Raw genomic sequence first — 21,652 nt, 5'->3', positions numbered from 1 at the left:
ATACCACCTTCCTGCCTGTCGCGGCGACCGGGCGGCCGCGGGTCGCCGCGTCCGGGACGCGGGGCGCCGGGCCTCGGCCGTGCCCCCCGGCCGGCGCGGGCCGGGGCTGGCTGGGCGGGATCGGCTGGCCAGGGCCATGGGAGGCCGGCCGCTCACCGGTCGCCGGCCCCTCGCCGGCCCGCTGCCCGGTGTCGGGCCCCTTGCCCGTGAGCTCCACGGTGATGTCGGCGGGCCCGCCGGTGGCCGCCGCGCCCGCCGGGGTGTCGGCGTGGGCCGCGGGGGCGGCGGTGGTCGTGGCGGGACGGGCCGGGCCGGCCGGGCCGGGACGCGGCCCGGTGCGACTTCCGTCGGTCCCGTGGGCCTGGCCGGCCGGGTCCGTCCCGCCCGCGACGCCCGGGCCCGCGGCGGGGATCCCGCCGGATCCGGAATCCGTGCCCGGGCGGCGAAGCCGGTCGGGCGGGTCCGGAAGCCGATGCGGGAGGTCCGGGGTCTGGGCGGTCCGCTGGGGCGTTTCCTGGGTGGTCGCGGCGGCGCGTCGGGTGGGGCGGAATCGGCGGGCCAGGCGAGGATCACGTACGGCCGAGTCGCGGCGTTCCATGGGGCGCTCCTGCCCACAACGACGCCACTAAGTCCTCTCGAGGACCTTCAGCCCCCTTCTTCACGCTCCCGGCGGGTCGCGGCCTTCACGCTCCCGGCAGGTCGCGGCCGGCCGGCGGGAGCTCCACGTGGGCATCGTCGCGCAGGGTGCGCCACAGCTCGCCGACCGAGCGGAAACGGGCCTTCTCGGGGACAGCCCGGACCTCTTCGAGAAGGTGGTCCGGGGCGTTCTGGTGGCGCAGGTGCTCCAGCACCTCGCCGCGGCTCGCCGGGAACACGGCCCGGCCGAGCCAGCGGGCGAGCTCCGAGCGTTCCTCGACGTCGGTGAAGGTCATTCCCGGCGGGCCGCCGCCGCGGCCGATGCCGTCCCGACGGTCGAAGACCAACGACACGTCGCCCGCCGGCGGCTCGGGCGACCTCCATTCCGCCGCGTGGGTGTCCCGGCGGGCGCGAACGTATCCGCTCACTTCACCGGCCATCGCCTCGTCGAGGTGCGGGCCGTGCTTGGCGCTGCCTCGGTCCATCGATTGCTCCCGTTGCCTGCGGTCATGTCTCGGGAAGAGCCCGCCCCAGCGGCCGGGACCGGGCCCGCTGGTCGGGTCGGGACGCCGGTGGGCGGCGGGACGGCCCGGGGTTCCGGCCGGGTCGGCGACCGGCTCGCGCCGGTTCCGGGGTTCCCGCCCGAGCCGGGTTCCTCCCGGATCGGGAAACCGGTCCGCGGGCGGCCGGAAGCCGATCTGGGAGATCCACCGCGCGGTCGGTGATCCGGAAGGCCGCCACCGGGCCCGCGGGCCGCGGCCTCGCCACCAGCCGCGGGCTCTCGTCGTCCCGGACCAGGACCTACCCGGACGGGTATCGGCAAAGCCTGGCCGGGGCGAGCGCCGGTCGGGGCCGCCCATCCAAGGCCTCGCTCGCTCGATGGCCGGGCGGCCCCGCCGCCAAAAGGCGGAGAAGCCAGGCCAGCCGGGCATCCGGTCACGCATCCAGACGGGGCGCCCGCGCGCGCCGACGCCGAAGCGATACTTCCGTTCAAGGAAGCCGGCACCCAGTGTCAAATTTGTTGCCAGGGCCGACCAGCGGAATTGTTCGTACTTCTTCCGCCCGGTGTGTCCGGTTCTTGACGGTCCGGGGACCGCTTGTCTGGCGATTCCGCCACAGCATGCCGTGATGCGGACGATTATGATCTCAACCCAACATGGCCACCCGCTGGCGGCCCACTGACCCCGACCTCGGACCGACGACCACGGACGACCACGGCACCGGCTTCGCCGCCGGACTTCCCATCGACCAACCGAACGCTTCCAGACCCGGTCACCGGCCAATCCATCCCACCGGCTTCGACCTCCACCGGCCCTGATGTCCCGGCCCCGATGTCTCCGGCCCCGATGCCCCTGGCCCGATGCGCGCACCGTCAGGTGCCCGATGTGAACGGACGCAGACCCCTGAACACGAACATGCATCCAGCCCATTCGGCAGGGAATGGTGGACGGCCCACCGGGCCGTCCACGGTCGCCGGCGACGGCGCGGCCGACCTGACCGCCAACCCGGGACAGCTCGCCCGCCGGCTCCAGCAGGTGATCCACCAGCTGTGGACCGCCTCGGTGTCCACCGAGATCACCCCGCCGCAGTTCGTCGTGCTCAACAGCCTCCGGGCGTCGCCGGACATCGACCAGCGCACGCTGGGCGAACGCGCCTGCCTCGACCGGTCCACCGTCGCCGACGTGGTGGCGCGGCTCGTCCAGCGAGGCCTGATCCGGCGGGTCCGCGACCCGCACGACGGCCGGCGCAACGTGCTGCGGCTGACCACGCGTGGGGAGAGCACCCACACGGAGGTGGCCCAGCGGGCAGAGGCGATGAACGAGCAGTTACTGGCACCGCTCTCCGGAGACGACCAGGCTGCCCTCATCACGCTGCTGAACCGCGTCGTGGAGGCGCACCCGACCGGCCGTTCCCAGCCCGCGGACGCCTAGGGGCCGCCCCGCCGCGGGCGGGACGGCCCCTGGTTGGCCTGGCTTCCAGGCGCCGGCCTGCGCGGACGCCTGGCGACGACTGGCCTGTGCCTCCTGTGGCCTATGCCTCCTGGCCGCCCTGGGTGGCCGTGGTGGCCGGCTTCGGGGGCTCCGGGCGCCACGCGGTGGCCAGCATGCCGGCCGAGCCGAGGACGCCCAGCCCGACCGCGATCAGGCCGCCGAGCCATCCGTCGAGGTTGTCGTCGATCGTGGCCGCGTGGTCGATCGAGGCGTAGCCGGGGCCGAAGACCGCGATCGCCGCGCAGACGACCGCGATCATCAGCACGTACTCGTAGCCCTGGCCGGGCTTGAAGATGAAGAAACCGTTCTTACGGTGCGCGGTGATGCCGGCGACGACCATGATGCCGATGATCGCCCCGGCGCAGAACGGCGTGAGGAAGCCGGCGGCCAGGGCGAAGCCGGCGGCCAGCTCAAGCAGGCCGCTGACCCAGGCGTGGACGATCCCGGGCTTGAGCCCCATGCTCGCGAACCACCCCGCGGTGCCCTGGATCCCGCCCGGCCCAAAGATGTGATTGTAGCCGTGCGCGACGATCGTCAACCCGACGACGACCCGTAGTACAAGGTCCGCGGTGTCCGCAGCGGTCACGAGGTCTCTCCCCTCTGCTATGTCGACTGATGGGCCTCCGGCCGCGCGAGGTTGGGCATGCTCGCGCGGCTCTTGGCCAGGCCGTCAGCCCAGACCCCGAAGTCGCCGTGGCTGGCCATGGACCGGCCCGCTGGCCACTTCCGGAGGAGCGAACGTCACATCACCAGCTCATCTGCCCGGAATCTATAGTGGGCGGCCGCTCACTTGCCTGAAGTATGGACATGGGTTACATGACCACGGCAAAGCGGCATCAGCCGGACAACGGTCGGTGAGCGCCGCTACCGGCGCGCGCTCGCCTGGGCGCCCAGTAGCAGGTCGTGGACCTCGTCGTCGGAGGTCGCGGCGAAGTTGTCGTAGAACTGGCCGACGGCCGCGAAGTGTTCCGGCGTCAGTGGGCAGACGAACTCGTCGACCTCGGCGCGCACCATGTCCGCGCCCTCCGGGGACGCCACCGGGACCGCGGCCACGAGTCTCGCCGGCGCCTCTCGCCGCGCGGCGCGCGCGGCGGCGACCATCGTCGCGCCGGTGGCCAGCCCGTCGTCGACCAGCACGACCGTCCGCCCGGTGATCGCGGGCGGCGGGCGGCCGTCCCGGTAGGCCCGCTCGCGGCGCGCCAGCTCGGTGGCCTCGCGCTCGGCGATCGCCTCCACCTCCGCGTCGGCGAGGCCGAGGCGCAGGACGGTGGCCGCGTTCACCACCCGGGTGCCGCCGGTCGCGATCGCCCCCAGGGCGAACTCGGGCTGCCCGGGCGCGCCCAGCTTGCGCACCGCGAAGGCGTCGAGCGGCGCGTTCAGCCGGCGCGCGATCTCGGCGGCCACCGGCACCCCGCCCCGTGGCAGGCCGAGGACCGTCACCGGCTCGTCCATGGGCACGACGGCGGCCACTCGGCCCGCCAGGACACACCCGGCCGCCCGCCGATCCGCGTAGCCGGTCATCCTCACGGTGTACCCGTCGGGAGTCTCGTCATGCGGGCGTCATCCGACCGGCGTCGAGGCGGCGCGCGCGTTCAGGTAGGCGGTTGCCTGGCGGTGGACGAGCGTGGTCAGGTCCCCCAGCGCCAGGTTGAACTCGGCGAAGTGCAGGCCCCACGAGGCCGGGGTGTTGAGCGTGGGCATGGGGTCGCCGGAACCGGGGCGGGGCGTCACCGCGAGCCAGGAGCGGTCGCCCGCCTGCCGGCACTCGGCGAAGAAACGGCCCGGGTAGGTGACGAACCCGGTCTGCTCCGCCGGCAGGCTCCCGGCCGGTCGCCCGGGCAGCAGGTCGCCGCCGACCTGGGCGGTCGGCAGGTAGGGCGACAGCTCGGCCGCGCCGCCGCCGAGCGCGGCCGGGTTGGTGCACAGGACCCGCAGGTCCGAGTTGGCCAGGGCGCGCACGACCTCGGCGTCATGGCCGCGCGACCGCGCCGCCGGCCGGCCGAACCAGGCGTCCGCGGGCGCGTCGCCGCGGTAGGCGGAGAAGGCCACCACACAGCCGAACTCGTCGTGTCGCTGGCAGGCGGGGAGCACGGCCAGGTCGCCGCCGACCAGCGCGTCGCGGGGGACCCGCACGTCCGCCCCGACCAGCAGCGCCGAGACGAGCAGCGCCCGCTGGCTCGCGTCCGGTTCGATCTGCTCACGCAGCAGCCGCAGCAGCATCTCGGCGCCCTGGTCGTCGCCGACCAGCACGACGGGCCGCCCGTCGTTGTCGTTGAGGAGGTAGTCGTTCCAGGCAGACCGGACGTCCGCGAACGCGAGGTCACGGGAGTCGTCCGCGGGCCCGCCCGGCTGGAGCCGGGACACGACGGTGTACTGCTGGTAGACGGGGGCGAACACCCGGCAGGTGGTGGCGAACCGCGCGGCCTGCGCGCGCACCACCGCGATCTCGGTCGGGGTGGCCCGCAGCGGCGCGTTGGCGAGGGGCGCCCGCGAAACGGTCGGGTAGACGTAGAAGCAGTCAAGCGGCGGCTTGGACGCGGCCTGGAACGATTCGATACTCGGCGAGCCGATCGGGCCGACGACGGTCGTGTCCAGACCGAACGCGCAGTTGTCGTTGACCGTCCCCGGCCGGCACACCCAGACGGTCGGGTGGGCCACGGCGACGTCGGCGCTGATGGACGGGCCCTGCGTCGAGGTCGGCGACGTGGACGGGTGCTCGTCGCCCGGCCGGGCGCACGCGGAGACGAGCAGCAGGGTAAGCAGCGGGGTCAGGACCGCCAGCGGACTGGCCGAGCAGCGGCGCATCGAGACCTCTGATCATCCGTGCAGGTCGATTGTGCCGGCGTGACCGGCGAGCGGACTCGGGTGAATGTGATCCCAGATTGTCCGTCGATCACGCGGTGCCGCACAGTATGCACCGATACGACGCGGGATGATGACCGCATTGGCCAGTCGCCCGGAGTGTCGGCCTGGCGGCCCGCCGCGGGCCACCGCTCCGGCCGCGCCCAGCCCCGGCCCGGCCCCGTCCGGGGCCGCGAGGCGCGCGAGATGGGCGCGAGGTGGGCGCGGTGGGCGCGGTGGGCGCGGTGGGCGCGTCATCATGACGCCGCCATGACGCCACCATGGCGCGGTCATGGCGCGGCCGTGTTGCGATCATGACGCGGTTGTGGCGCGCGGGCCAGCCGCGGTGACGTGGGCGCGGTGGGTGAAGCGGCCCCTGACGCGCGCGAGCGGATCGTCGTCGCGGTGGCGCACGGGTCCCAACGGCCGCGCGAGGCGGCGAGCCAGGGGATCGGGGCCGGCCGCGCCCCGGTAGTCGCCTCCGTTGCATACTGTGCGTCATCCTGTTCCCCGGATTGCGGCCGAACGGGTGGATGGGAGGATGGATGGTCGTCTTTTCCCGATCACCCGGGAACCTCAGGTAATGCTCAAGTACTTTGCGTGACTGTTTGGCATCATGATGAGGTTTCGGGGTGTCGGCCGGGTCCGCCGCGCGCGGCGGACCGGGTGGGCGGCCGTGGTGGCGCGCCCGAGGGCGTGCGCGCCAGGCCCTGGTACGAGGCATGTTGCGGGGCGGAGATGCTTGGCGAGCCGTCGATGAACGTGTGAGGCCGCAAAGTTCCCGGCTTGTGACGTTGATGTAACAAGAGCTCAACGGACCTATCCGTCCGCGCGGTGGGGGACTAGGTTTCCGCCAACTCGGCGCGGACCGCACCACGTGCCCGGAGACCTCCGGGCTCGAGGGCGCGTGTTGGGGTAGCAGCCAGACCGCAGCGGTTCCGATCGCCAAGACTGGGCAGCCCGGGCCATCCGTGGCCGGAGGCGGCCGGACGACATCGTTCGGCGCGCCATCCAGCCCGCGAGGCGTGGGCGCGCCGGGGGTCGTATCCGGCAGACGTAGGAGGAAGTTGATGGCGAGACGCAGGCTCCTGGGCGCGATCGCGCTCGCGACCGCGGCGACGCTGACGGTTGCCGCCTGTGGCAGCGATGACGACGAGGGGGGCTCGACCGGCGCGTCCGGTAAGCCGGAGTACACCATCGGCTTCCAGGGGCCGCTGTCTGGCTCCGATTCCCAGCTGGGTGTCAACGGCGTGAACGGTGTCAAGACCGCGATCGCCGAGTGGAACGAGAACCCGGCGGCGACGTTCACGCTGAAGCTTGTCGAGCAGGACGACGAGGGCAGCCCGGACAAGGGCCCCACCGCGGCCGCCGCGCTGATCGACAACTCGGACGTCCTCGCGGTCGTCGGGCCGATGTTCTCCGGCGCGACGAAGGCCAGCGAGCCCGCGTTCTCCGACGCCGGACTGCTGTCGGTGAGCCCGTCGGCGACGAACCCCGACCTCACCAAGCTGGGCTTCACGACCTTCTACCGGGTCATCCCGAACGACGCCGTCCAGGGCGAGGCCGTCGCCGACTACATCACCAAGGCCCTCAAGCCGACCAAGGTGTTCTCGCTCGACGACGCCTCCGAGTACGGCACGGGCCTGTCCAAGGTCCTCGAGGGCCGGCTGACGTCGAACGGCACGACGTTCGTCCACGACAGCATCAACCCGACCACGGACTACACCTCCGAGGCCACGAAGATCATTTCCGAGAACCCGGAAGTGGTCTACTACTCGGGCTACTACTCGACCTTCGCGCTGCTCACCAAGGCGCTGAAGGACAAGGGCTACACCGGCAAGATCATGAGCGGTGACGGCTCGCTGGACCCGCAGTACATCGAGCAGGCCGGCGCGGCCGCGGCCGAGGGCGCGGTCATCAGCTGCCCGTGCCTCCTGGCGCAGGCCGACCCCGAGGCGGCCGACTTCGTGGCCTCGTACCAGAAGGTGACCGGCGAGGAGCCGGGCACCTACTCGGCCGAGGCGTACGACGTGACCAACGCGATCATCGAGACCATCAAGGGCCTCGGTGACGACGTCACCCGCGAGTCGATCGCCGGCAAGTTCGGCAGCATCGACATCCAGGGCCTCACCAAGCAGATCAAGTTCACCCCCGAGGGTGAGGTCACCGATGCCGCGGTGCTGATCTACGAGGTGAAGGACGGCAAGCTGGCCCTCGTCGGCACGGTGTCGGAGCTGACCGCGGGCTGACCCGGAACCGGGCGACCGGCCCGCGCCACGCGGGCCGGTCACCCGGCCGCGGTGATTCGTTTCGTTGACGGTCGGGCGGCGGGCGCACGCGCTCGCCGCCCGTTCCGGTTTCGCGGGGACGCCCCGGGTCCGGCGCGTTTCGTCGCGGTGACGGGCGGCGTCCGCGCGCGGCAACCCTGGCCGGGGCCGGATACGGTCGGTCGTGTCGCGGCCGTGATGATATTGACAAGGCGGATGCATGGATTTCGTGCACCAGTTCTGGCAGCTCACCGTCGACGGACTGATGAGCGGCTCCCTCTACGCCGTGATCGCCCTCGGCTACACCCTGGTGTACGGGGTCCTCCAGTTGATTAACTTCGCGCACAGCGAGGTGTTCATGCTCGGGGCCTTCGGCGGGCTCTTCGCGGCGCGCGGGCTGATGGACGGCGGTGACACCCCCTCGGGGCTGGCTTCGGTCGGGATCGTCGCGGTCGGCCTCGGCGTGGGCGCGATGGTGGGCGCGCTCGCCGCGTTCACCCTCGAGCGGGTCGCCTACCGACCGCTGCGGCGCCGAGGGGCGCCCCGGCTGGCCTTCCTGATCAGCGCCATCGGCGCGTCGCTGTTCGCGGTGAACCTTGCGGGCAAGGAGTTCGGGCGCAACAACGTCTCCATGCCCGAGCCGTTCACCAACGGCGAGGTGTTCAAGATTTTCGGCGCCTCGGTCAACACGAAGACGCTGGTGATCTTCGTGGTCGCGGCCGCGATGCTGCTGATACTCGACACGCTGGTCGCCCGCACCCGGCTTGGCCAGAGCATCCGGGCCGTCGCCCAGGACTCCGACACCGCCGTCATGATGGGCGTGAACGTCGACCGGGTGATCGTGCTTACCTTCATCATCGGTGGCCTGCTCGCCGGCGCCGGCGGCTTCCTGTACGCGATGACCTTCACCGCCTCGTTCACGATGGGCTTCATCCCCGGGGTGAAGGCCTTCACCGCCGCGGTGCTCGGCGGCATCGGCAACGTCCGCGGCGCCATGCTCGGCGGGGTCCTGCTCGGCCTGATCGAGAGCTACGGCGGCTATATCTTCCAGGCCTCCTACAAGAACGTGATCGCCTTCCTCGTACTGGTGCTCATCCTCATGATCAGGCCCCAGGGCCTGCTCGGCGAGCGCCTCGGGAGGGCCGCGTGACGACCACCGCGACGCATCCAAGCCCCGCCCCGCCGACCCCCTCCGGGTCTGGGCTTCCCCCGTCGATCGGGAAGTGGCTCACTGAGGCGTTGTTCGGGCGGGCCGGCCTGCGCATGCTCGCCGTCTGCCTCGGCCTCGGCGTTCTCTCCGCGATCGTGACCGGGCCTGGCAGCACCGCGGACGAGCCGTTCGACGGCATCAGGCGGTCGGTCATCGACCCGCGCATCGTCACCTTCCTGCTACTCGGTGTGGCGCTGTGGGTGGTGGTCCGGGTGACCCCCCTGGTCTGGCCGATCCTCGTGAGGGGCTTCGAGCCCGCGCGGGCCCAGGTGACGGAGCTTTCGCGTCAGCGCTACAGCCCGATCGGGCTGAACCTGGCGCTGCTGGCCTTCGCGATCCTCATCCCGCTGGCTCTGGGCGCGCCGGCCCGGCAGTCGTTGGTCAACGACATCGCGATCTACGCGCTGCTGGCGCTCGGCCTCAACGTCGTCATCGGCTACGCGGGCATGCTCGACCTCGGCTACATCGCCTTCTTCGCGATCGGCGCCTACGCGACCGCGTACTTCACGTCCGAGAAGGCGATCAACGTCCATTCGCCGGTCATCCTGAACCCGTTCTTCGTGTTCCCGATCGCCTTCGTCCTGGCAGCGATCGCCGGCGTCATCCTCGGGGGCCCGACGCTGCGGCTGCGCGGCGACTACCTGGCGATCGTGACCCTGGGCTTCGGCGAGATCATTCAGCTGATCGCCAACAACTCGGAGTTCACGAACGGCCCGCGCGGGGCGTTCGGGGTGCCCCACCTGTCGATCCACGTCTTCGGCTTCCACTACGAGTGGGGGCAGGACCCGCTTCCGTACTACTACCTGCTGCTTGGGCTGATCGTGATCACGATGATCGCGTTCGGGCAGTTGGAGCGGTCCAGGATCGGCCGGGCCTGGGCGGCGATCCGCGAGGACGAGATCGCGGCCGAGGCGACGGGCGTGCCGACGCTGCGGCTGAAGCTGCTGGCGTTCGCGATCGGCGCGTCGGTCTCCGGCTTCGCCGGCGTCATGTACGCCAGCAAGCAGTTCTTCAACCCGCAGACCTTCAGCCTTCAGGCAAGCTTCCTGGTCGTCACGCTGGTCATCTTCGGCGGCATGGGCTCGCGGCTCGGGGTGGTCGTCGGCACCGTGATCCTGCAGGGGCTCGCGTTCGTCCTGCGAGACCTGGTCCCGGCCACGGACCGGCTCATCTACTTCGGCGCGGTGGTGATCATCATGATGATCTTCCGTCCGCAGGGCGTCATCCCCTCACGGCGCCGTAAGCGCGAGATCAAACTTTCCGAAGCGGGCATCGGCGGCGCTGACTCGCTCGGCGCCGCCCCGACGGCGGCGGGCAGCCAGACATGAGCAGGCACCGAGCCGGGACGACCGGCGTGAAGGCCGCGGCGGGCGTGCCGGGAGCGGACGGCGACCTCGTCATCGACGCGCGCAGCCTCACCCTGCGGTTCGGCGGCGTGACCAGCCTCGACGGGGTGTCGCTGCGCCACCGGCGCGGCGAGATCCTCGCCGTCATCGGCCCGAACGGCGCCGGCAAGACGTCGCTGTTCAACTGCCTGACCGGCGCCTACAAGCCGCAGCAGGGCTCGGTGCTGTTCGCGCCGACCCCCGAGCGCGCTCACTCCATCGTGGGCAAGACACCGCACTCGATCACCAGGCTCGGGGTCGCGCGGACATTCCAGAACATCCGGCTGTTCCCGGCCCTGTCGGCGCTGGAGAACGTCCAGGTCGGCACCGAGATGCGCCAGCGGCACGGATCACCTGGCGCGATCTTCCGGACGCCGCGGGCGCGGCGCGAGGAGCGCGAGGGCATCGACAAGGCGCTGGAGCTGCTGCGCCTGGTGGGGCTGGAGCACCGGACGCACGAGATCTCCTCGTCGCTGCCGTACGGCGAGCAGCGCCGCCTCGAGATCGCCCGGGCGCTGGGCACGGACCCGAGGCTGCTGCTGCTCGACGAGCCGGCCGCCGGCACCAACCCGTCGGAGAAGCTGGAGCTGGCCACCCTGATCCGCGGGATCGCGGCCAGCGGCGTCTCGGTGCTGCTCATCGAGCACGACATGCGGCTGGTCATGTCGGTCGCGTCGTCCGTCACTGTGCTGAACTTCGGACGGGTCATCGCGCACGGCACGCCGGCCGATGTCCAGCGCGACCCGGCGGTCGTCGAGGCGTACCTCGGGAAGCAGGACGACGACTCCGCCGCGGGACGTGCCACCGGCGGCCCGGCTGGCGAGGCCACCACGGGAAGGGACCAGCCCTGATGCTGTTGGAGCTCGTCGACGTCGAGGTCGCGTACGGCGCCGTCACGGCGCTGCGCGGCGTGCGGCTGACGGTCGACAACGGGGAGATCGTCACCCTGCTCGGGGCGAACGGCGCCGGCAAGACGACGACGCTGCGCACGATCTCCGGCCTGCTGCGGCCGCGGGCCGGCCAGGTGCTGCTCGACGGCGAGCCGCTGTCGAAGATCCCCGCGCACCAGCTCATCCGGCGCGGGGTGGCGCACTCGCCGGAGGGCCGCCGGATCTTCCCGGCGATGTCGGTGCGCGAGAACCTGCTGATGGGGGCCTTCCACGACCGCAAGCACGTCGCGGAGGACCTGGAACGGGTCTTCGCGCTGTTCCCCCGGCTCAAGGAACGGGTCTCGCAGGCCGGTGGGACGCTGTCGGGTGGCGAGCAGCAGATGCTGGCGATCGGCCGGGCCATCATGAGCCGGCCGCGGCTGCTGCTGCTCGACGAGCCGTCCATGGGGCTCGCGCCGCTGGTCGTGCAGACCATCTTCGAGGTGATCGCGCAGATCAACGCCACCGGCGTGGCGGTGCTGCTGGTCGAGCAGAACGCGGCCCAGGCGCTGAAGATCGCGAACCGGGGCTACGTGTTGGAGACCGGCCAGGTGGTGCTCGAAGGGCCGGCGGGCGAGCTGCTGGCCGACGACCGGGTCCGCCAGGCCTACCTCGGCGAGGACGTCGGCCCGCCGGAGAGCCCCGCCGCGCCGCCCGTCCAGGTCGGGGAGAAGATCCTGTAGCACCCGGGGCACGTCCCGCCCCGCGCGGCGACGGGCGCACGACTACCGGTGTTCCAGCGGGCGCGCGCCGCCCAGCTCGGCGGCCGTCCAGAGCGGGACGGCGTCGAAGGGACGCCGCCCGGATCGGGGGCCGACCATCGAAGGTTGGCTCGGTTCGAACTCGTCGGTGGACTTCCAATCCCGGCCGTCGCGGGAGTCGGCGCCGAGGCGCCGGACACCGGCGACGATGAGCAGGACCGCCAGGATGATGAGGATCGCGGTGGGCATGCGTTGAGGGTGCTGCCTGCCCTTTGCGGCGGTCCATCTAAATTTTGTGGCCGATACCGTTAAGCTGTTCTACGTGATCGACGTTCGGCGGCTCCGCCTGCTGCGTGAGCTGGACAATCGTGGGACGGTGGCCGCGGTCGCCACCGCGCTGCACCTCACCCCGTCGGCTGTTAGTCAGCAACTGGCCGCGCTGGCCCGCGAGGCCGGCGTGCCGCTGCTCGACCCGATCGGCCGGCGGGTCCGGCTGACTCCGGCGGCCAAGGTGCTGCTGCGGCACGCCGACGAGATCTTCGCCCAGCTCGAGCGGGCCGAGGCCGACCTCGCCGCGTTCGACGAGGGCCGCACCGGCAAGGTGACCATCGCCGCGTTCGCCACCGCGATCATCGGGATCGTGGCGCCGGCGATCCAGGAGCTCCGGGTGACCCACCCGGGACTGGACATCACCGTCGTCGACGTGCAGCCGCCCGGCTGCTACGACCTGCTGGCCGGCGGCGAGCTGGACCTCGCGGTCGACTTCGTGACCACCAGGCCCGCCGACGGCCAGTTCGAGATGGTCCGGCTGCTCGACGATCTCTTCGACGTGGCCCTGCCGCGAGACCATCCGCTCGCCGGGCTCGACGCGGTGCCGCTCGGCCAGCTCGCCGACGAGGACTTCATCGCCAGCCTTCCTGGCAGCGCCTGCCTGAAGATCATGGAGGCCGCCTGCGGCGCCGCCGGGTTCGCGCCGCGGATCCGGCATCGCTCCGACGACTTCATCGCGGTGTTCGGCCTGATCGCGGCCGGCTGCGGGATCGGGATGATCCCGCGGCTCGCGGGCCTGGGATCGACCGACCGGGTGGTGCTGCGGCCGATGGTGGACCCGCCGATACGCCGGCTGTCCGTGTCGCTGCGGCGCGGCTCCGGGCAGGCCCCGCACCTGGCCGTGGTGCTGCGCGCTCTGAAGACCGCGGCCAGCGCCGCCGCCCTCGAGCCGCCGGACCTCCCGATCCGCGGGTTGCCGCCGGCCCGTCCTTTCGCTCTGGCGTCCGCCGCAACCCACTGAGTGGCCGCTCAAATCGCCAGGTGACCAACCGTGGCCGGGTTCGGTGCGCGCGCAACGTTCAGTGGTCTATGGTCGTCTCCCCAGGCAGACATCGGGGGGCGGGATGTCTGATGGCTGGCGGTCGAAGACCGTCCCGCCGCGTGGCGATCACGTTCCACCGGGGCCTGGCACGGCCGTGCCGCATACTGGATATTCGATCAAGAAACAGGGATGATCATGCATCCGACGGTGGAGCGTTTTCAGGAGCGCCTGCGGGAGCTGGGTGCTTCCGGAGAGGCCCGCGAGCTGCCGAACAGCTCACACACCGCCACCGAGGCGGCGGAGGCGCTCGGCACGGCCGTGGGACAGATCGTGAAGAGCCTGGTCTTCCTGGCCGGTGAAAAGCCGATCATGGTGCTCGCGTCGGGTGAGAACCAGGTGGACACCGACAAGGTCGCCGCGCTCGTCGGCGAGCCGGTGGGCCGGGCCGGCGCGAAGACCGTCCGGGAGGCGACCGGCTACGCCATCGGCGGGGTCCCGCCGGTCGCGCACGCCACCGAGCTGCGCATCCTGGTGGACCGTGACCTGCTCGCGCACGCCGAGCTGTGGGCCGCCGCCGGCACGCCGAACGCGGTCTTCCCGACCAACCCGGACGAGCTCATCGCCATCACCGGCGGCGAATGGGCCGACATCCGCCACGAGTTCTAGCCCGGGCGGCCGTCCGGGCACGCGGGCGACCGGGCGGGGTGGCGTGGGCGCGACTACGGCTGGACCGGGCCGAGAACCTGGTCCAGGTAGTCGTTGGTGAACAGGCCGGCCGGGTCGGACCCGGCGCGGACGGCCAGGAAATCGTCGAACTTCGGATAGCGCGGGCGCAGCGTTTCCGCGGTCTGGGTGTGCAGCTTTCCCCAGTGTGGGCGGCCACCCGCGGCCGTCATGATCTTCTCGACGAGGGCGAAGTACTCCTCGTGCGGCGAGCGGTGGTCGACATGCACCGCGACGTAGCCGGTCTGGCGCCCGTGCGCCGTCGACAGCCAGATCTCGTCGGCCGCCGCGACCCGCGCCTCCACCGGAAAGGAAATCCTCAGGCCGGAGCGTTCCACCGCGGTCGTCAGTTCGCGGAGAACGGCGGCCAGGTCGGTCCGCGCGACGGCGTACTCCATTTCCTTGAAGCGCACCCGGCGTTCCGAGACGAAAACCTTGTGAGAAAGGTCGGTGAACGTCCGGGCGCCGAGCGCGCGCGAGCTGAGCCTGGCCACCGGCCCGATCGTGCGCGGCACCCGCCGGCCGGCCGCGACCACCAGGGCGAACACCCGGTTCGACAGCAGCTCGTCGTCGAGCCAGCCACGCATCCGGGGCAGCGGGTCGAGGCTTTCGGCGCCGGTGTACGGCACCCGGGTGTTGCGCTTGGTCAGCACCCGATCGGTGTGCGGGAACCAGAAGAACTCGGCGTGGTCGGCACCGTCGACGAACTCGTCGAGACCGTCGAGCAGCTCGGCGAGGCGCGTGGAACCCTCCTCGGCGCGCAGCGCGAACTGCGGCACCGCCTGCAGCGTCACCGAGGTCACGACGCCGACGGCCCCCAGGCCCACCCGGGCGGCGGCGAACAGCTCGGGATGCTCACGCGCCGAGCACAGCACGATCTCCCCGTCGCCGCGCACCAGCTCGAACGCGCGCACCTGGGTGGCGAGCCCGCCGAACCGGGCGCCGGTCCCGTGGGTGCCGGTGGCGAGTGCCCCGGCGACCGTCTGCAGGTCGACGTCGCCCAGGTTCGTCAGCGCGAGCCCCGCCTCGGCCAGCAGCCGGTTGAGCCGGCGCAGCGTCATCCCGGCGCCGACCGTCACCAGCCCGCTGCCCGCGTCCAGGGCGAGCAGGTCCGCGCAGCGGTCCATCATCAGCTGCGTGGTGGCCGGGCCGTCCGGCCGGCCGATGCCGGTGAACGAGTGCCCGGAGCCGATCGGGCGCAGCCTTGCCCCGGAACCGAGCGCCTTGCGCACCAGGGCGGCGACGTCGTCGGCGTCCGCCGGGTGCGCCACCTCCGCCGGTGTCGCCACCTGGTTGCCCGCCCAGTTCGACCACGACGCCGCGGCGGGAGACCCTGTGCGCTGCCTGCTGGCGGAATAGCCCACCAATCACCTCCAGAAGCCCGCAACCAGCTTCCTCGCAGCTCGCTCGGGACGCGACGGGGGGTGGGTATCCGCGAACAACTGCCCACACACAGTCGAAGGGCAGTGATCGGAGACTTGTCGGGCCGCGTCCGGACGAAGACACTTCCGCCGCGACACTAGCGGGACAGGGCGTGGCCGACGAAGGCCAGTTGGGCCGGAAGCTGCCGCCTCCAGAACCCGAAGTCGTGGCAGCCGACGAGGAAGCCGGTCTCGGCGGCGGCCAGCTCGGAGGCGAGGTCCTTGGCGACCGGGCTGAACGGGTCCGCGTTGCCGCAGTCGATCCGGTAGGTGACGCCGGGCGCGGGGCCCGCGCCGAGGACCCGGTGGGCCTCGAAGTCGGCGGCGGAGTCGAAGGCGCCCGCGGCCGACTGCTCCGGGGAGCGCCAGACCGCCGGGCTGCTGGCCGCGACGGCGACGATCCGTTCCGGGTGGCGCTGGGCCAGCAGCAGCGCGCCATAGCCACCCATCGACCAGCCGATCGCGGCGAACCGGTCGGTTCGGATGCCTTCGGTGGCGAGCCGGGGTAGCAACTCGTCGAGCAGCATCTTCTCCGGGTCGTCGCCGCCTGCTCGCCGGTGCCAGTAGGTCTCGCCACCGTCGACCGCAACGAGCGCGAACGGGGCCACTCCGGCGGCGGTCGCGGCGGCCAGGTAGGTCGGCCCCGCCAGCGCGTCGGCGACGGCGCGGGCCCGGTCGCCGCGGCCGTGCAGCACCAGGCAGAGCGGCAACGGAGGCGTGCCGCCGTCGCCCGCGTCGTCCCCGCTCGTGGAACGCGGCTCGTAGCCCGGCGGGAAGGCGACCACCATCTCGACCTCGCGGTGGCGCGCGGCGCTGCTGAATGACGTGACGGTCACCGCCCCCGGGGAGACCGGCGGCGGGCTGCCCGCCTGGCCGCAGCCCTCGATGGCCTTGACCAGCCGCTGCCGCCCGGGCAGCCAGCCCGCGTACACCGCGCCCCCGGCAGCCGCCGCGGCCCCGGCCAGCCCCGCTGTGACGCCGACTCCCGCGAGTACCTTCCGCCGGGTGAGCCGCCGGCCCCCCAGCTCCGGCTCCGAGCCAGCCGACGACCTCGCCCCGCGCCCCGACCTGCCCCTGGACGACCGCAGCCGCGCCTGAAGGCTTGGCTTCGCCGGCGGCTCACCCGCCGGCTGGGCACTCGTCAGGATCTCCTCGTCGCCCGCCGCGTCCTCATCGGCCACCGCGTCCCCGCCGGCTTGCGCCGGCGTCTCGCCTCCCGCCCCCGACCGCATGCCCGAATGGTCCCATCCGGGCGGACGGACCGGCATGGCTCCCCGCGACGCGCGGGCCGGACCGGGCCGTGGCGCGGGCGGAGGCGCGGCGCGGGCGGAGCCCGGACCCGGCCCGCGCGGTGGCCCAGCCGGCGACACCGCGGGCGGCTCAGCCGGCGACACGGCGGGGCGACACGGCGGGGCGGCTCAGCCGGTGATGCTGCGCCGCAGCGCCTTGTGGTCGGTCTTCAGGACGCTGGTGAGCGGGATGGCGTCGATGATCCGGATCTCGCGCGGGTACTTGACCGCGGACAGCCGCTCCCGGGCGTAGGCCACCAGCTCCTCGGGAGTCGCCGCCGCCCCCGGGGCGAGCTGGACGAAGGCCACGACCTCCTCGCCGACCTTCGGGTCGGGCCGGCCGACGACACCGCACGCGGCCACGGCGGGATGGGCGAGCAGGACGTCCTCGACGTCGCGCGGGTAGATGTTGAAGCCGTTCCGGATGATCACGTTCTTGATCCGGTCCACGACGTAGAGGTAGCCGTCCTTGTCCAGCCGGCCGATGTCGCCGGTGTGCAGCCAGCCGCCCCGCAGCGCCCACGCGGTGTCCTCCGGCGCGTTCCAGTAGCCGGTCATCAGCATCGGCCCGCGGATGCAGATCTCGCCGTCCTCCGCGGCGGCCGCCGCGCTCCCGTCGGGCCGCTCGATGCGCAGCTCGACGCCCGCCGAGGGCAGCCCGACGCTGCCGGGCCGCGTCGTCAGGCCCGGGTGGGCGGTGACGATCGCCGCGGCCTCGGTGCAGCCGTAGCCCTCGGCCAGTACAGAGTGCGGCAGCCGGCGCGCCCATTCCAGCGCGGTCTCGCGGGGGAGCGGCGCGCTGCCGCTGTAGACCTTGTTCAGGCTGGAGGTGTCGTACTCCTCGACCGGCGCCTCCAGCAGCATCCGGATCATCGACGGCACCAGCGTGACGGTCTGGACGCCGTGGCGCTCGACCAGGGTCAGCAGGCCGACCGGGTCGAACCAGCGCATCAGCACCGACGTGGCCGGCTGGGTGGCGTGTACTCCGATGACGCTGACGGTCAGCCCGTAGACGTGCGAGAGCGGCAACGGCGACAGGCCGACCCGGCGCCGGCCCTCGGCCGGGACGCTCTGCTGCGTGAGGTGCGCGGCCCGGGCGGCCGCCGACAGCGCCTGATGGGTCAGCATGACGCCCTTGGAACGCCCGGTCGTGCCGCCCGTGTAGAGCAGGGCCGCCATCTCGGTGGGCGAGGTGTCCACCAGCCCCGCCTCGTCACCCGCCTCCAGCTCGGTGAAGTCGAGCACCGTGGGCGCCGCGGCGCCGTCCCCGGCCGCGCCGGTCGCCGGGTCGCTGACCCCGGCGACGATCACCGCGGCCACCGTGGGGACCCCCGTGGCCGCGCCGAGCACCTTCGGCAGGAAGTCCGGCGTCGTGATGACGAACCGGGCGCCGCTGTCGACGAGCACGTGCCGCAGCTCCGGCTCGCCCAGCAGGAACAGCACCGGGGTGACGACGGCGCCCGCCCGCCAGATCGCGTTGTAGGAGATCCCGACCTCGGGGCAGTTCGCCATGCACACGACCACCCGTTCGCCCGGGCGCAGGCCGGCGTCGCGCAGCCCGGCCGACAGCCGGCTGGCCCGGGCGGCGAGCTGGGTGCCGGTCCAGTGCTGGTCCTCGAACAGCAGCAGCGAGCCGTCGCCCACCCGTTCCCGAGCCAGCTCCGCCAACAGCCCCAGCGCGCCCTCGGTCGCCGTCGTCGCCTTCATCGCCGCGCTGTCCTCCTCGTCCGCGCAAGGCCGCGTCCCGGCGCGCGGGGCGGCCGGGCGGCGGGCCGCGACGAGGTCGCGGCACTCGTGGCCGGTCGGCCCGCGTGGTCGCGCGGGGCGGGTCCAAGCGTCAACACGGCGCCACCTGGGTGAGCTGCGCCACATGTCCTTGGCGCCATGTTGCACTACGCAACTCGCTGTTTCCAGCGATACCAGGGGGCGGTCGCGGACAGGGCGGCCGGGCCGGCCGGGCCGGGGGCCGGCCGGCGGCGACCGGGCGCGAGCCGGCGGCCCTGGGTCAGAAAGCCCGGCCCTCGCCGCGATAGGTCGGGACGGCGGCCACCGAGCCGTCGGCGTCGACGAGATGCAGCAGGTCGACGTGCTCGCACAGCTCCCCAGCCTTGGCGTGCCGGAACCACACCCGGTCGCCGACGCGCAGCGCCTCGGCCGCCGGGCCGCGCAGCGGGGTCTGCACCTCACCCGCGCCCTCGGTTCCGATCATTCGGAGCCCGCCCGGGTACACCGGGCTGGGCACCCGGTCCGGCCCCAGCGGCCCGGAGGCGATCCAACCGCCGCCGGCGACGGTGACGATGCCGGGCGCCGGGCGACGCACCACCGGCAGCGCGAAGAACGCCGCGGGGGCCGGCGCGAACGCCCGGTAGCGGTCGAACAGCGTCGGCCCATACAGCCCGGAACCGGCGGCGATCTCGGTGACGGCGGGCTCCGCCGTCGTCAGGTGCACGCTGCCGGTGCCGCCGCCGTTGACGAACTCCAGCCCGGGAGCCGCCGTCCGCGCCGCCGCCACCGAGGCCGCCCGTCGCTCGGCGAGCTCCGCCATCGAGTAGCCCTGCATCCGGCGCACCGCCTGGGCCCTCACCCTGGCCGCCGCGGACCGGCCGAGGCGCCCGGAGGCGCCGCCGGGCGGGGCCGGCGCGTCGCCCACCCCGGCGACCTGCGCCTCGTAGGCCATCAGCCCGACCAGCGCGAGACCGGGGCGGCCGGCGACGGCCCTGGCCAGCGCGAGCACGTCCGCCGAGGTGCGCACCGGCGAGCGGCGCACGCCGAGATGGACCCGGCCGCCGGCGAGGCGCAGCGAGGCGTCCAGGTCGAGGCAGACCCGCAGCGGCGGGTGCTGGCTCCCGACGACGGCGTCGATGAAGTCGAGGTGCTCGACCGAGTCGACCATGAGCGTGACCCGGGCCGCCGCCGCCGGATCGTCGGCCAGCGCGCGCAGCGCCGCCCGGTCGGCCGTCGGGTAGCCCACGACCACGTCGTCGAACTCCTCGGCGAGCCAGATCGCCTCGGCGAGCGTGTAGGCGAGGATCCCCGCGAACCCGTCGACCGCCAGCGCGGCGCGCAGCAGCGCCCGCGACCGCACGGACTTGCTGGCCACCCGGATCGGCTTCCCGCCGGCCCGGCGCGCCAGGTCCGCCGCGTTCGCCAGGAACGCCGGCAGGTCCACCACCGCGAACGGCGGGTCGAGCCCCGCCGTGGCCGCCTCGAGCCGGTCCCAGTCCTGGGCCGTCGGTCCGGTGTTCCTGGCCCGCGCGGACGCGTCCGTCCGCCTCACCCGCCCCAGCATGTCCCCATGCTCCCGGCCGGCGCTCCCTCTCGCCACAACCCCGGCGGTCCGCCACAACCCCGGCGGTCCGCCGCGGACCCCGCGGTCCGCCGCGGACCCCGCGGTCCGCCGCGGACCCCGTGGTCCGGGACGCGCCCGTCCCGGCCCCGGCCGGACAGGAATCGGCCGGACGGGAATCGGCCGGACAGGAATCGGCTGGACGGGAAGAGGGCGCGGGGTTCGGCGGTTGCGGCCAGACGTGACGTCGCAGCCCTCGACGCCCGCGGAGGCGTCCTTCCCGGTGCCCCTGTCCGTGCTCGACCTGGTTCCCGTCGGCACCGGGGTGACGCCAGGCGAGGCGATCCGCAACTCGTTCGACCTGGCGCGGCGTACCGAAGCTCTGGGCTTCACCCGGTACTGGCTCGCGGAGCACCACGGCATGCCCGGGATCGCGAGCTCCGCGACGGCGCTACTGATCGGTCAGATCGCCGCCGCGACGTCGACGATCCGGGTCGGCTCCGGCGGGGTGATGCTGCCCAATCACTCCTCGTTGGTGGTCGCCGAGCAGTTCGGCACACTCGGCGCCCTCTTCCCCGGCCGGATCGACCTCGGCCTCGGCCGCGCCCCGGGTACCGACCAGGCGACCGCCCGGGCGCTGCGGCGCATCGCGGGCCGGTTCCTCACCGAGGACGAGTTCCCGGAGCAGCTCGCCGAGCTCACCACGTTCCTCGCCGGCGGCGAGTTCCCCGAGGGCCACCGGCTGCGCGGGGTGACCGCGGTCCCGCGCGCCGAGATGCCGCCGATCTGGCTGCTCGGGTCGAGCGGCTACAGCGCGCAGGTCGCCGGAGCCCTCGGCCTGCCGTTCGCGTTCGCGCACCACTTCAGCTCGCAGAACACCCTGCCGGCCCTGGAGCTGTACCGGTCGTCGTTCCGCCCGTCGGCGGGCCGGGAACGGCCGTACGCGATGGTGGCCGCCGCGGTGCTGTGCGCCGAGACCGACGAGCACGCCGACTGGCTCGCGGGCCCGATCCGCCTGACGATGGCGCGCCTGCGCACCGGTCGGCCGGCCGCGTACCCGTCTCCCGAGGAGGTGGCCACCCATCCGTGGACGGAGCAGGAACGCGCCGTGGCGCGGGCGGCCACCGCGTCCCACGTCATCGGCTCCCCGGAGACGGTCCGCTCGGGCCTGCGGGACCTGCTCGACGCGACCGGCGCCGACGAGCTGATGGTCACGACCAACGTGCACGCCCACGCCGACCGCGTCCGCTCGTACGAGCTGCTCACCGGCCTGGCCAAGGACCTCGTCCCGCCCGCGGCGCCGGCCCCGACCTGGGCCTGACCAAGGCTCAGCCGGTCTCTCCGCCTGGTTCCTGACCGAAAGCAAGTGTCCGTCAAAACGCGACCCCCGGCTCGCGAATCAGCGGACAGGTCGGGGAGCCCTTCCACCCGGCCACAGCCCTGACCATCGCGGGTGACCGCCACCCACGACTTGTCTGTCAAAACGCGACCTCCGGCTCGCGGATCGGCGGACAGGTCGGGAGTCGGTCTACCCGGCCTGGGCCCTGACCATCGCCGGGGACCGCCACCCATGACTTGTCCGTTAAAACGCGACCTCCGGCTCGCGGATCGGCGGACAGGTCGGGAGTCGGTCTACCCGGCCTGGGCCCTGACCATCGCCG

At 73.1% G+C, this 21,652-nt stretch carries 18 protein-coding genes and 1 pseudogene; 9 read left to right on the top strand and 10 right to left on the bottom strand.

Annotation, left to right across the window (positions count from 1 at the left end; all coding sequences use genetic code 11):
- Together I6A81_RS25760 and I6A81_RS25755 are read right to left on the bottom strand one after the other, a co-directional pair.
- A pseudogene (locus I6A81_RS25760) lies at nucleotides 1-598 on the bottom strand (hypothetical protein); the annotation flags it as partial.
- A gap of 85 nt (nucleotides 599-683) precedes the next feature.
- Complete coding sequence (locus I6A81_RS25755) at nucleotides 684-1,121, bottom strand: DUF2795 domain-containing protein (RefSeq protein WP_203004746.1); 438 nt, start codon at nucleotides 1,119-1,121, stop codon at nucleotides 684-686.
- A 930-nt stretch (nucleotides 1,122-2,051) separates the two neighbouring features.
- On the opposite strand from I6A81_RS25755, the gene I6A81_RS25750 reads away from it, so the two are divergent.
- Entirely contained in the window at nucleotides 2,052-2,567 is a 516-nt protein-coding gene (locus I6A81_RS25750; protein ID WP_203004751.1) for a MarR family winged helix-turn-helix transcriptional regulator, read from the top strand.
- A gap of 100 nt (nucleotides 2,568-2,667) precedes the next feature.
- Here the strand turns inward: I6A81_RS25750 and I6A81_RS25745 are convergent, their stop codons facing one another.
- From I6A81_RS25745 to I6A81_RS25735, 3 genes are all read right to left on the bottom strand, one after another.
- The gene (locus I6A81_RS25745) at nucleotides 2,668-3,213 is read right to left on the bottom strand and encodes a DoxX family protein (RefSeq protein WP_203004745.1); all 546 of its coding nucleotides are present in this window, start codon (nucleotides 3,211-3,213) and stop codon (nucleotides 2,668-2,670) included.
- Nucleotides 3,214-3,491: 278 nt separating this feature from the next.
- Nucleotides 3,492-4,148 (bottom strand): phosphoribosyltransferase, encoded by a 657-nt coding sequence (locus tag I6A81_RS25740; RefSeq protein WP_203004744.1) that lies wholly within the window; start codon nucleotides 4,146-4,148, stop codon nucleotides 3,492-3,494.
- 39 nt (nucleotides 4,149-4,187) lie between these two features.
- Nucleotides 4,188-5,432 carry a DUF3089 domain-containing protein gene (locus tag I6A81_RS25735; RefSeq protein ID WP_203004743.1) on the bottom strand — a complete coding sequence of 415 codons (1,245 nt, stop codon included), beginning with the start codon at nucleotides 5,430-5,432 and terminating at the stop codon, nucleotides 4,188-4,190.
- Nucleotides 5,433-6,538: 1,106 nt separating this feature from the next.
- Here I6A81_RS25735 and I6A81_RS25730 point away from each other — a divergent pair.
- The 5 genes from I6A81_RS25730 (at nucleotide 6,539) to I6A81_RS25710 (ending at nucleotide 11,942) form a co-directional block, all read left to right on the top strand.
- Nucleotides 6,539-7,717, top strand: a complete 1,179-nt coding sequence (locus I6A81_RS25730; RefSeq protein ID WP_203004742.1) for a branched-chain amino acid ABC transporter substrate-binding protein — start codon at nucleotides 6,539-6,541, stop codon at nucleotides 7,715-7,717.
- 238 nt (nucleotides 7,718-7,955) lie between these two features.
- Complete coding sequence (locus I6A81_RS25725; RefSeq protein WP_203004741.1) at nucleotides 7,956-8,885, top strand: branched-chain amino acid ABC transporter permease; 930 nt, start codon at nucleotides 7,956-7,958, stop codon at nucleotides 8,883-8,885.
- Entirely contained in the window at nucleotides 8,882-10,273 is a 1,392-nt protein-coding gene (locus I6A81_RS25720; RefSeq protein WP_407661383.1) for a branched-chain amino acid ABC transporter permease, read from the top strand. The genes I6A81_RS25725 and I6A81_RS25720 overlap by 4 nt, the downstream gene beginning before the upstream one ends.
- Nucleotides 10,270-11,181, top strand: a complete 912-nt coding sequence (locus tag I6A81_RS25715; RefSeq protein WP_203004740.1) for an ABC transporter ATP-binding protein — start codon at nucleotides 10,270-10,272, stop codon at nucleotides 11,179-11,181. The genes I6A81_RS25720 and I6A81_RS25715 overlap by 4 nt, the downstream gene beginning before the upstream one ends.
- Entirely contained in the window at nucleotides 11,181-11,942 is a 762-nt protein-coding gene (locus tag I6A81_RS25710; protein ID WP_203004739.1) for an ABC transporter ATP-binding protein, read from the top strand. Before I6A81_RS25715 ends, I6A81_RS25710 begins: the two co-directional genes overlap by 1 nt.
- Before the next feature lie 42 nt (nucleotides 11,943-11,984).
- Here the strand turns inward: I6A81_RS25710 and I6A81_RS25705 are convergent, their stop codons facing one another.
- On the bottom strand, nucleotides 11,985-12,209 hold the full coding sequence (locus tag I6A81_RS25705; protein WP_203004738.1) for a hypothetical protein: 225 nt from the start codon (nucleotides 12,207-12,209) through the stop codon (nucleotides 11,985-11,987).
- 73 nt (nucleotides 12,210-12,282) lie between these two features.
- Here I6A81_RS25705 and I6A81_RS25700 point away from each other — a divergent pair, with 73 nt between their 5' ends.
- Together I6A81_RS25700 and I6A81_RS25695 are read left to right on the top strand one after the other, a co-directional pair.
- The gene (locus I6A81_RS25700; protein WP_203004737.1) at nucleotides 12,283-13,251 is read left to right on the top strand and encodes a LysR family transcriptional regulator; all 969 of its coding nucleotides are present in this window, start codon (nucleotides 12,283-12,285) and stop codon (nucleotides 13,249-13,251) included.
- A 216-nt stretch (nucleotides 13,252-13,467) separates the two neighbouring features.
- The gene (locus tag I6A81_RS25695; RefSeq protein ID WP_203004749.1) at nucleotides 13,468-13,938 is read left to right on the top strand and encodes a YbaK/EbsC family protein; all 471 of its coding nucleotides are present in this window, start codon (nucleotides 13,468-13,470) and stop codon (nucleotides 13,936-13,938) included.
- A 53-nt stretch (nucleotides 13,939-13,991) separates the two neighbouring features.
- Here the strand turns inward: I6A81_RS25695 and I6A81_RS25690 are convergent, their stop codons facing one another.
- From I6A81_RS25690 to I6A81_RS25675, 4 genes are all read right to left on the bottom strand, one after another.
- Nucleotides 13,992-15,359, bottom strand: a complete 1,368-nt coding sequence (locus I6A81_RS25690) for a D-arabinono-1,4-lactone oxidase (protein ID WP_203004736.1) — start codon at nucleotides 15,357-15,359, stop codon at nucleotides 13,992-13,994.
- A 155-nt stretch (nucleotides 15,360-15,514) separates the two neighbouring features.
- A complete protein-coding gene (locus tag I6A81_RS25685; protein WP_203004735.1) occupies nucleotides 15,515-16,648 on the bottom strand; it encodes an alpha/beta hydrolase in 1,134 nt (377 codons plus the stop codon).
- A gap of 186 nt (nucleotides 16,649-16,834) precedes the next feature.
- Nucleotides 16,835-18,412, bottom strand: a complete 1,578-nt coding sequence (locus I6A81_RS25680) for a class I adenylate-forming enzyme family protein (protein WP_203004734.1) — start codon at nucleotides 18,410-18,412, stop codon at nucleotides 16,835-16,837.
- 298 nt (nucleotides 18,413-18,710) lie between these two features.
- On the bottom strand, nucleotides 18,711-19,994 hold the full coding sequence (locus I6A81_RS25675; protein WP_203004733.1) for an alanine racemase: 1,284 nt from the start codon (nucleotides 19,992-19,994) through the stop codon (nucleotides 18,711-18,713).
- Between the two features lie 238 nt (nucleotides 19,995-20,232).
- On the opposite strand from I6A81_RS25675, the gene I6A81_RS25670 reads away from it, so the two are divergent.
- A complete protein-coding gene (locus I6A81_RS25670; protein WP_307874903.1) occupies nucleotides 20,233-21,312 on the top strand; it encodes an LLM class flavin-dependent oxidoreductase in 1,080 nt (359 codons plus the stop codon).
- The last annotated feature ends 340 nt before the right edge of the window (nucleotides 21,313-21,652 follow it).

Origin of the sequence: Frankia nepalensis (genome assembly GCF_016786325.1) — a bacterium.
Taxonomy (GTDB): domain Bacteria; phylum Actinomycetota; class Actinomycetes; order Frankiales; family Frankiaceae; genus Pseudofrankia; species Pseudofrankia nepalensis.
The sequence above is the reverse complement of the archived record's forward strand: the minus strand, read 5'-3'. Positions and strand labels throughout refer to the sequence as shown.

What these genes read in the sequence shown, in the direction of transcription:
- I6A81_RS25755 (WP_203004746.1), bottom strand. Translation starts at nt 1,121, where the DNA reads ATGGACCGAGGCAGCGCCAAGCACGGCCCGCACCTCGACGAGGCGATG.
- I6A81_RS25750 (WP_203004751.1), top strand. Translation starts at nt 2,052, where the DNA reads ATGCATCCAGCCCATTCGGCAGGGAATGGTGGACGGCCCACCGGGCCG.
- I6A81_RS25740 (WP_203004744.1), bottom strand. Translation starts at nt 4,148, where the DNA reads ATGACCGGCTACGCGGATCGGCGGGCGGCCGGGTGTGTCCTGGCGGGC.
- I6A81_RS25735 (WP_203004743.1), bottom strand. Translation starts at nt 5,432, where the DNA reads ATGCGCCGCTGCTCGGCCAGTCCGCTGGCGGTCCTGACCCCGCTGCTT.
- I6A81_RS25730 (WP_203004742.1), top strand. Translation starts at nt 6,539, where the DNA reads ATGGCGAGACGCAGGCTCCTGGGCGCGATCGCGCTCGCGACCGCGGCG.
- I6A81_RS25725 (WP_203004741.1), top strand. Translation starts at nt 7,956, where the DNA reads ATGGATTTCGTGCACCAGTTCTGGCAGCTCACCGTCGACGGACTGATG.
- I6A81_RS25715 (WP_203004740.1), top strand. Translation starts at nt 10,270, where the DNA reads ATGAGCAGGCACCGAGCCGGGACGACCGGCGTGAAGGCCGCGGCGGGC.
- I6A81_RS25710 (WP_203004739.1), top strand. Translation starts at nt 11,181, where the DNA reads ATGCTGTTGGAGCTCGTCGACGTCGAGGTCGCGTACGGCGCCGTCACG.
- I6A81_RS25705 (WP_203004738.1), bottom strand. Translation starts at nt 12,209, where the DNA reads ATGCCCACCGCGATCCTCATCATCCTGGCGGTCCTGCTCATCGTCGCC.
- I6A81_RS25695 (WP_203004749.1), top strand. Translation starts at nt 13,468, where the DNA reads ATGCATCCGACGGTGGAGCGTTTTCAGGAGCGCCTGCGGGAGCTGGGT.
- I6A81_RS25685 (WP_203004735.1), bottom strand. Translation starts at nt 16,648, where the DNA reads ATGCGGTCGGGGGCGGGAGGCGAGACGCCGGCGCAAGCCGGCGGGGAC.
- I6A81_RS25680 (WP_203004734.1), bottom strand. Translation starts at nt 18,412, where the DNA reads ATGAAGGCGACGACGGCGACCGAGGGCGCGCTGGGGCTGTTGGCGGAG.
- I6A81_RS25675 (WP_203004733.1), bottom strand. Translation starts at nt 19,994, where the DNA reads ATGCTGGGGCGGGTGAGGCGGACGGACGCGTCCGCGCGGGCCAGGAAC.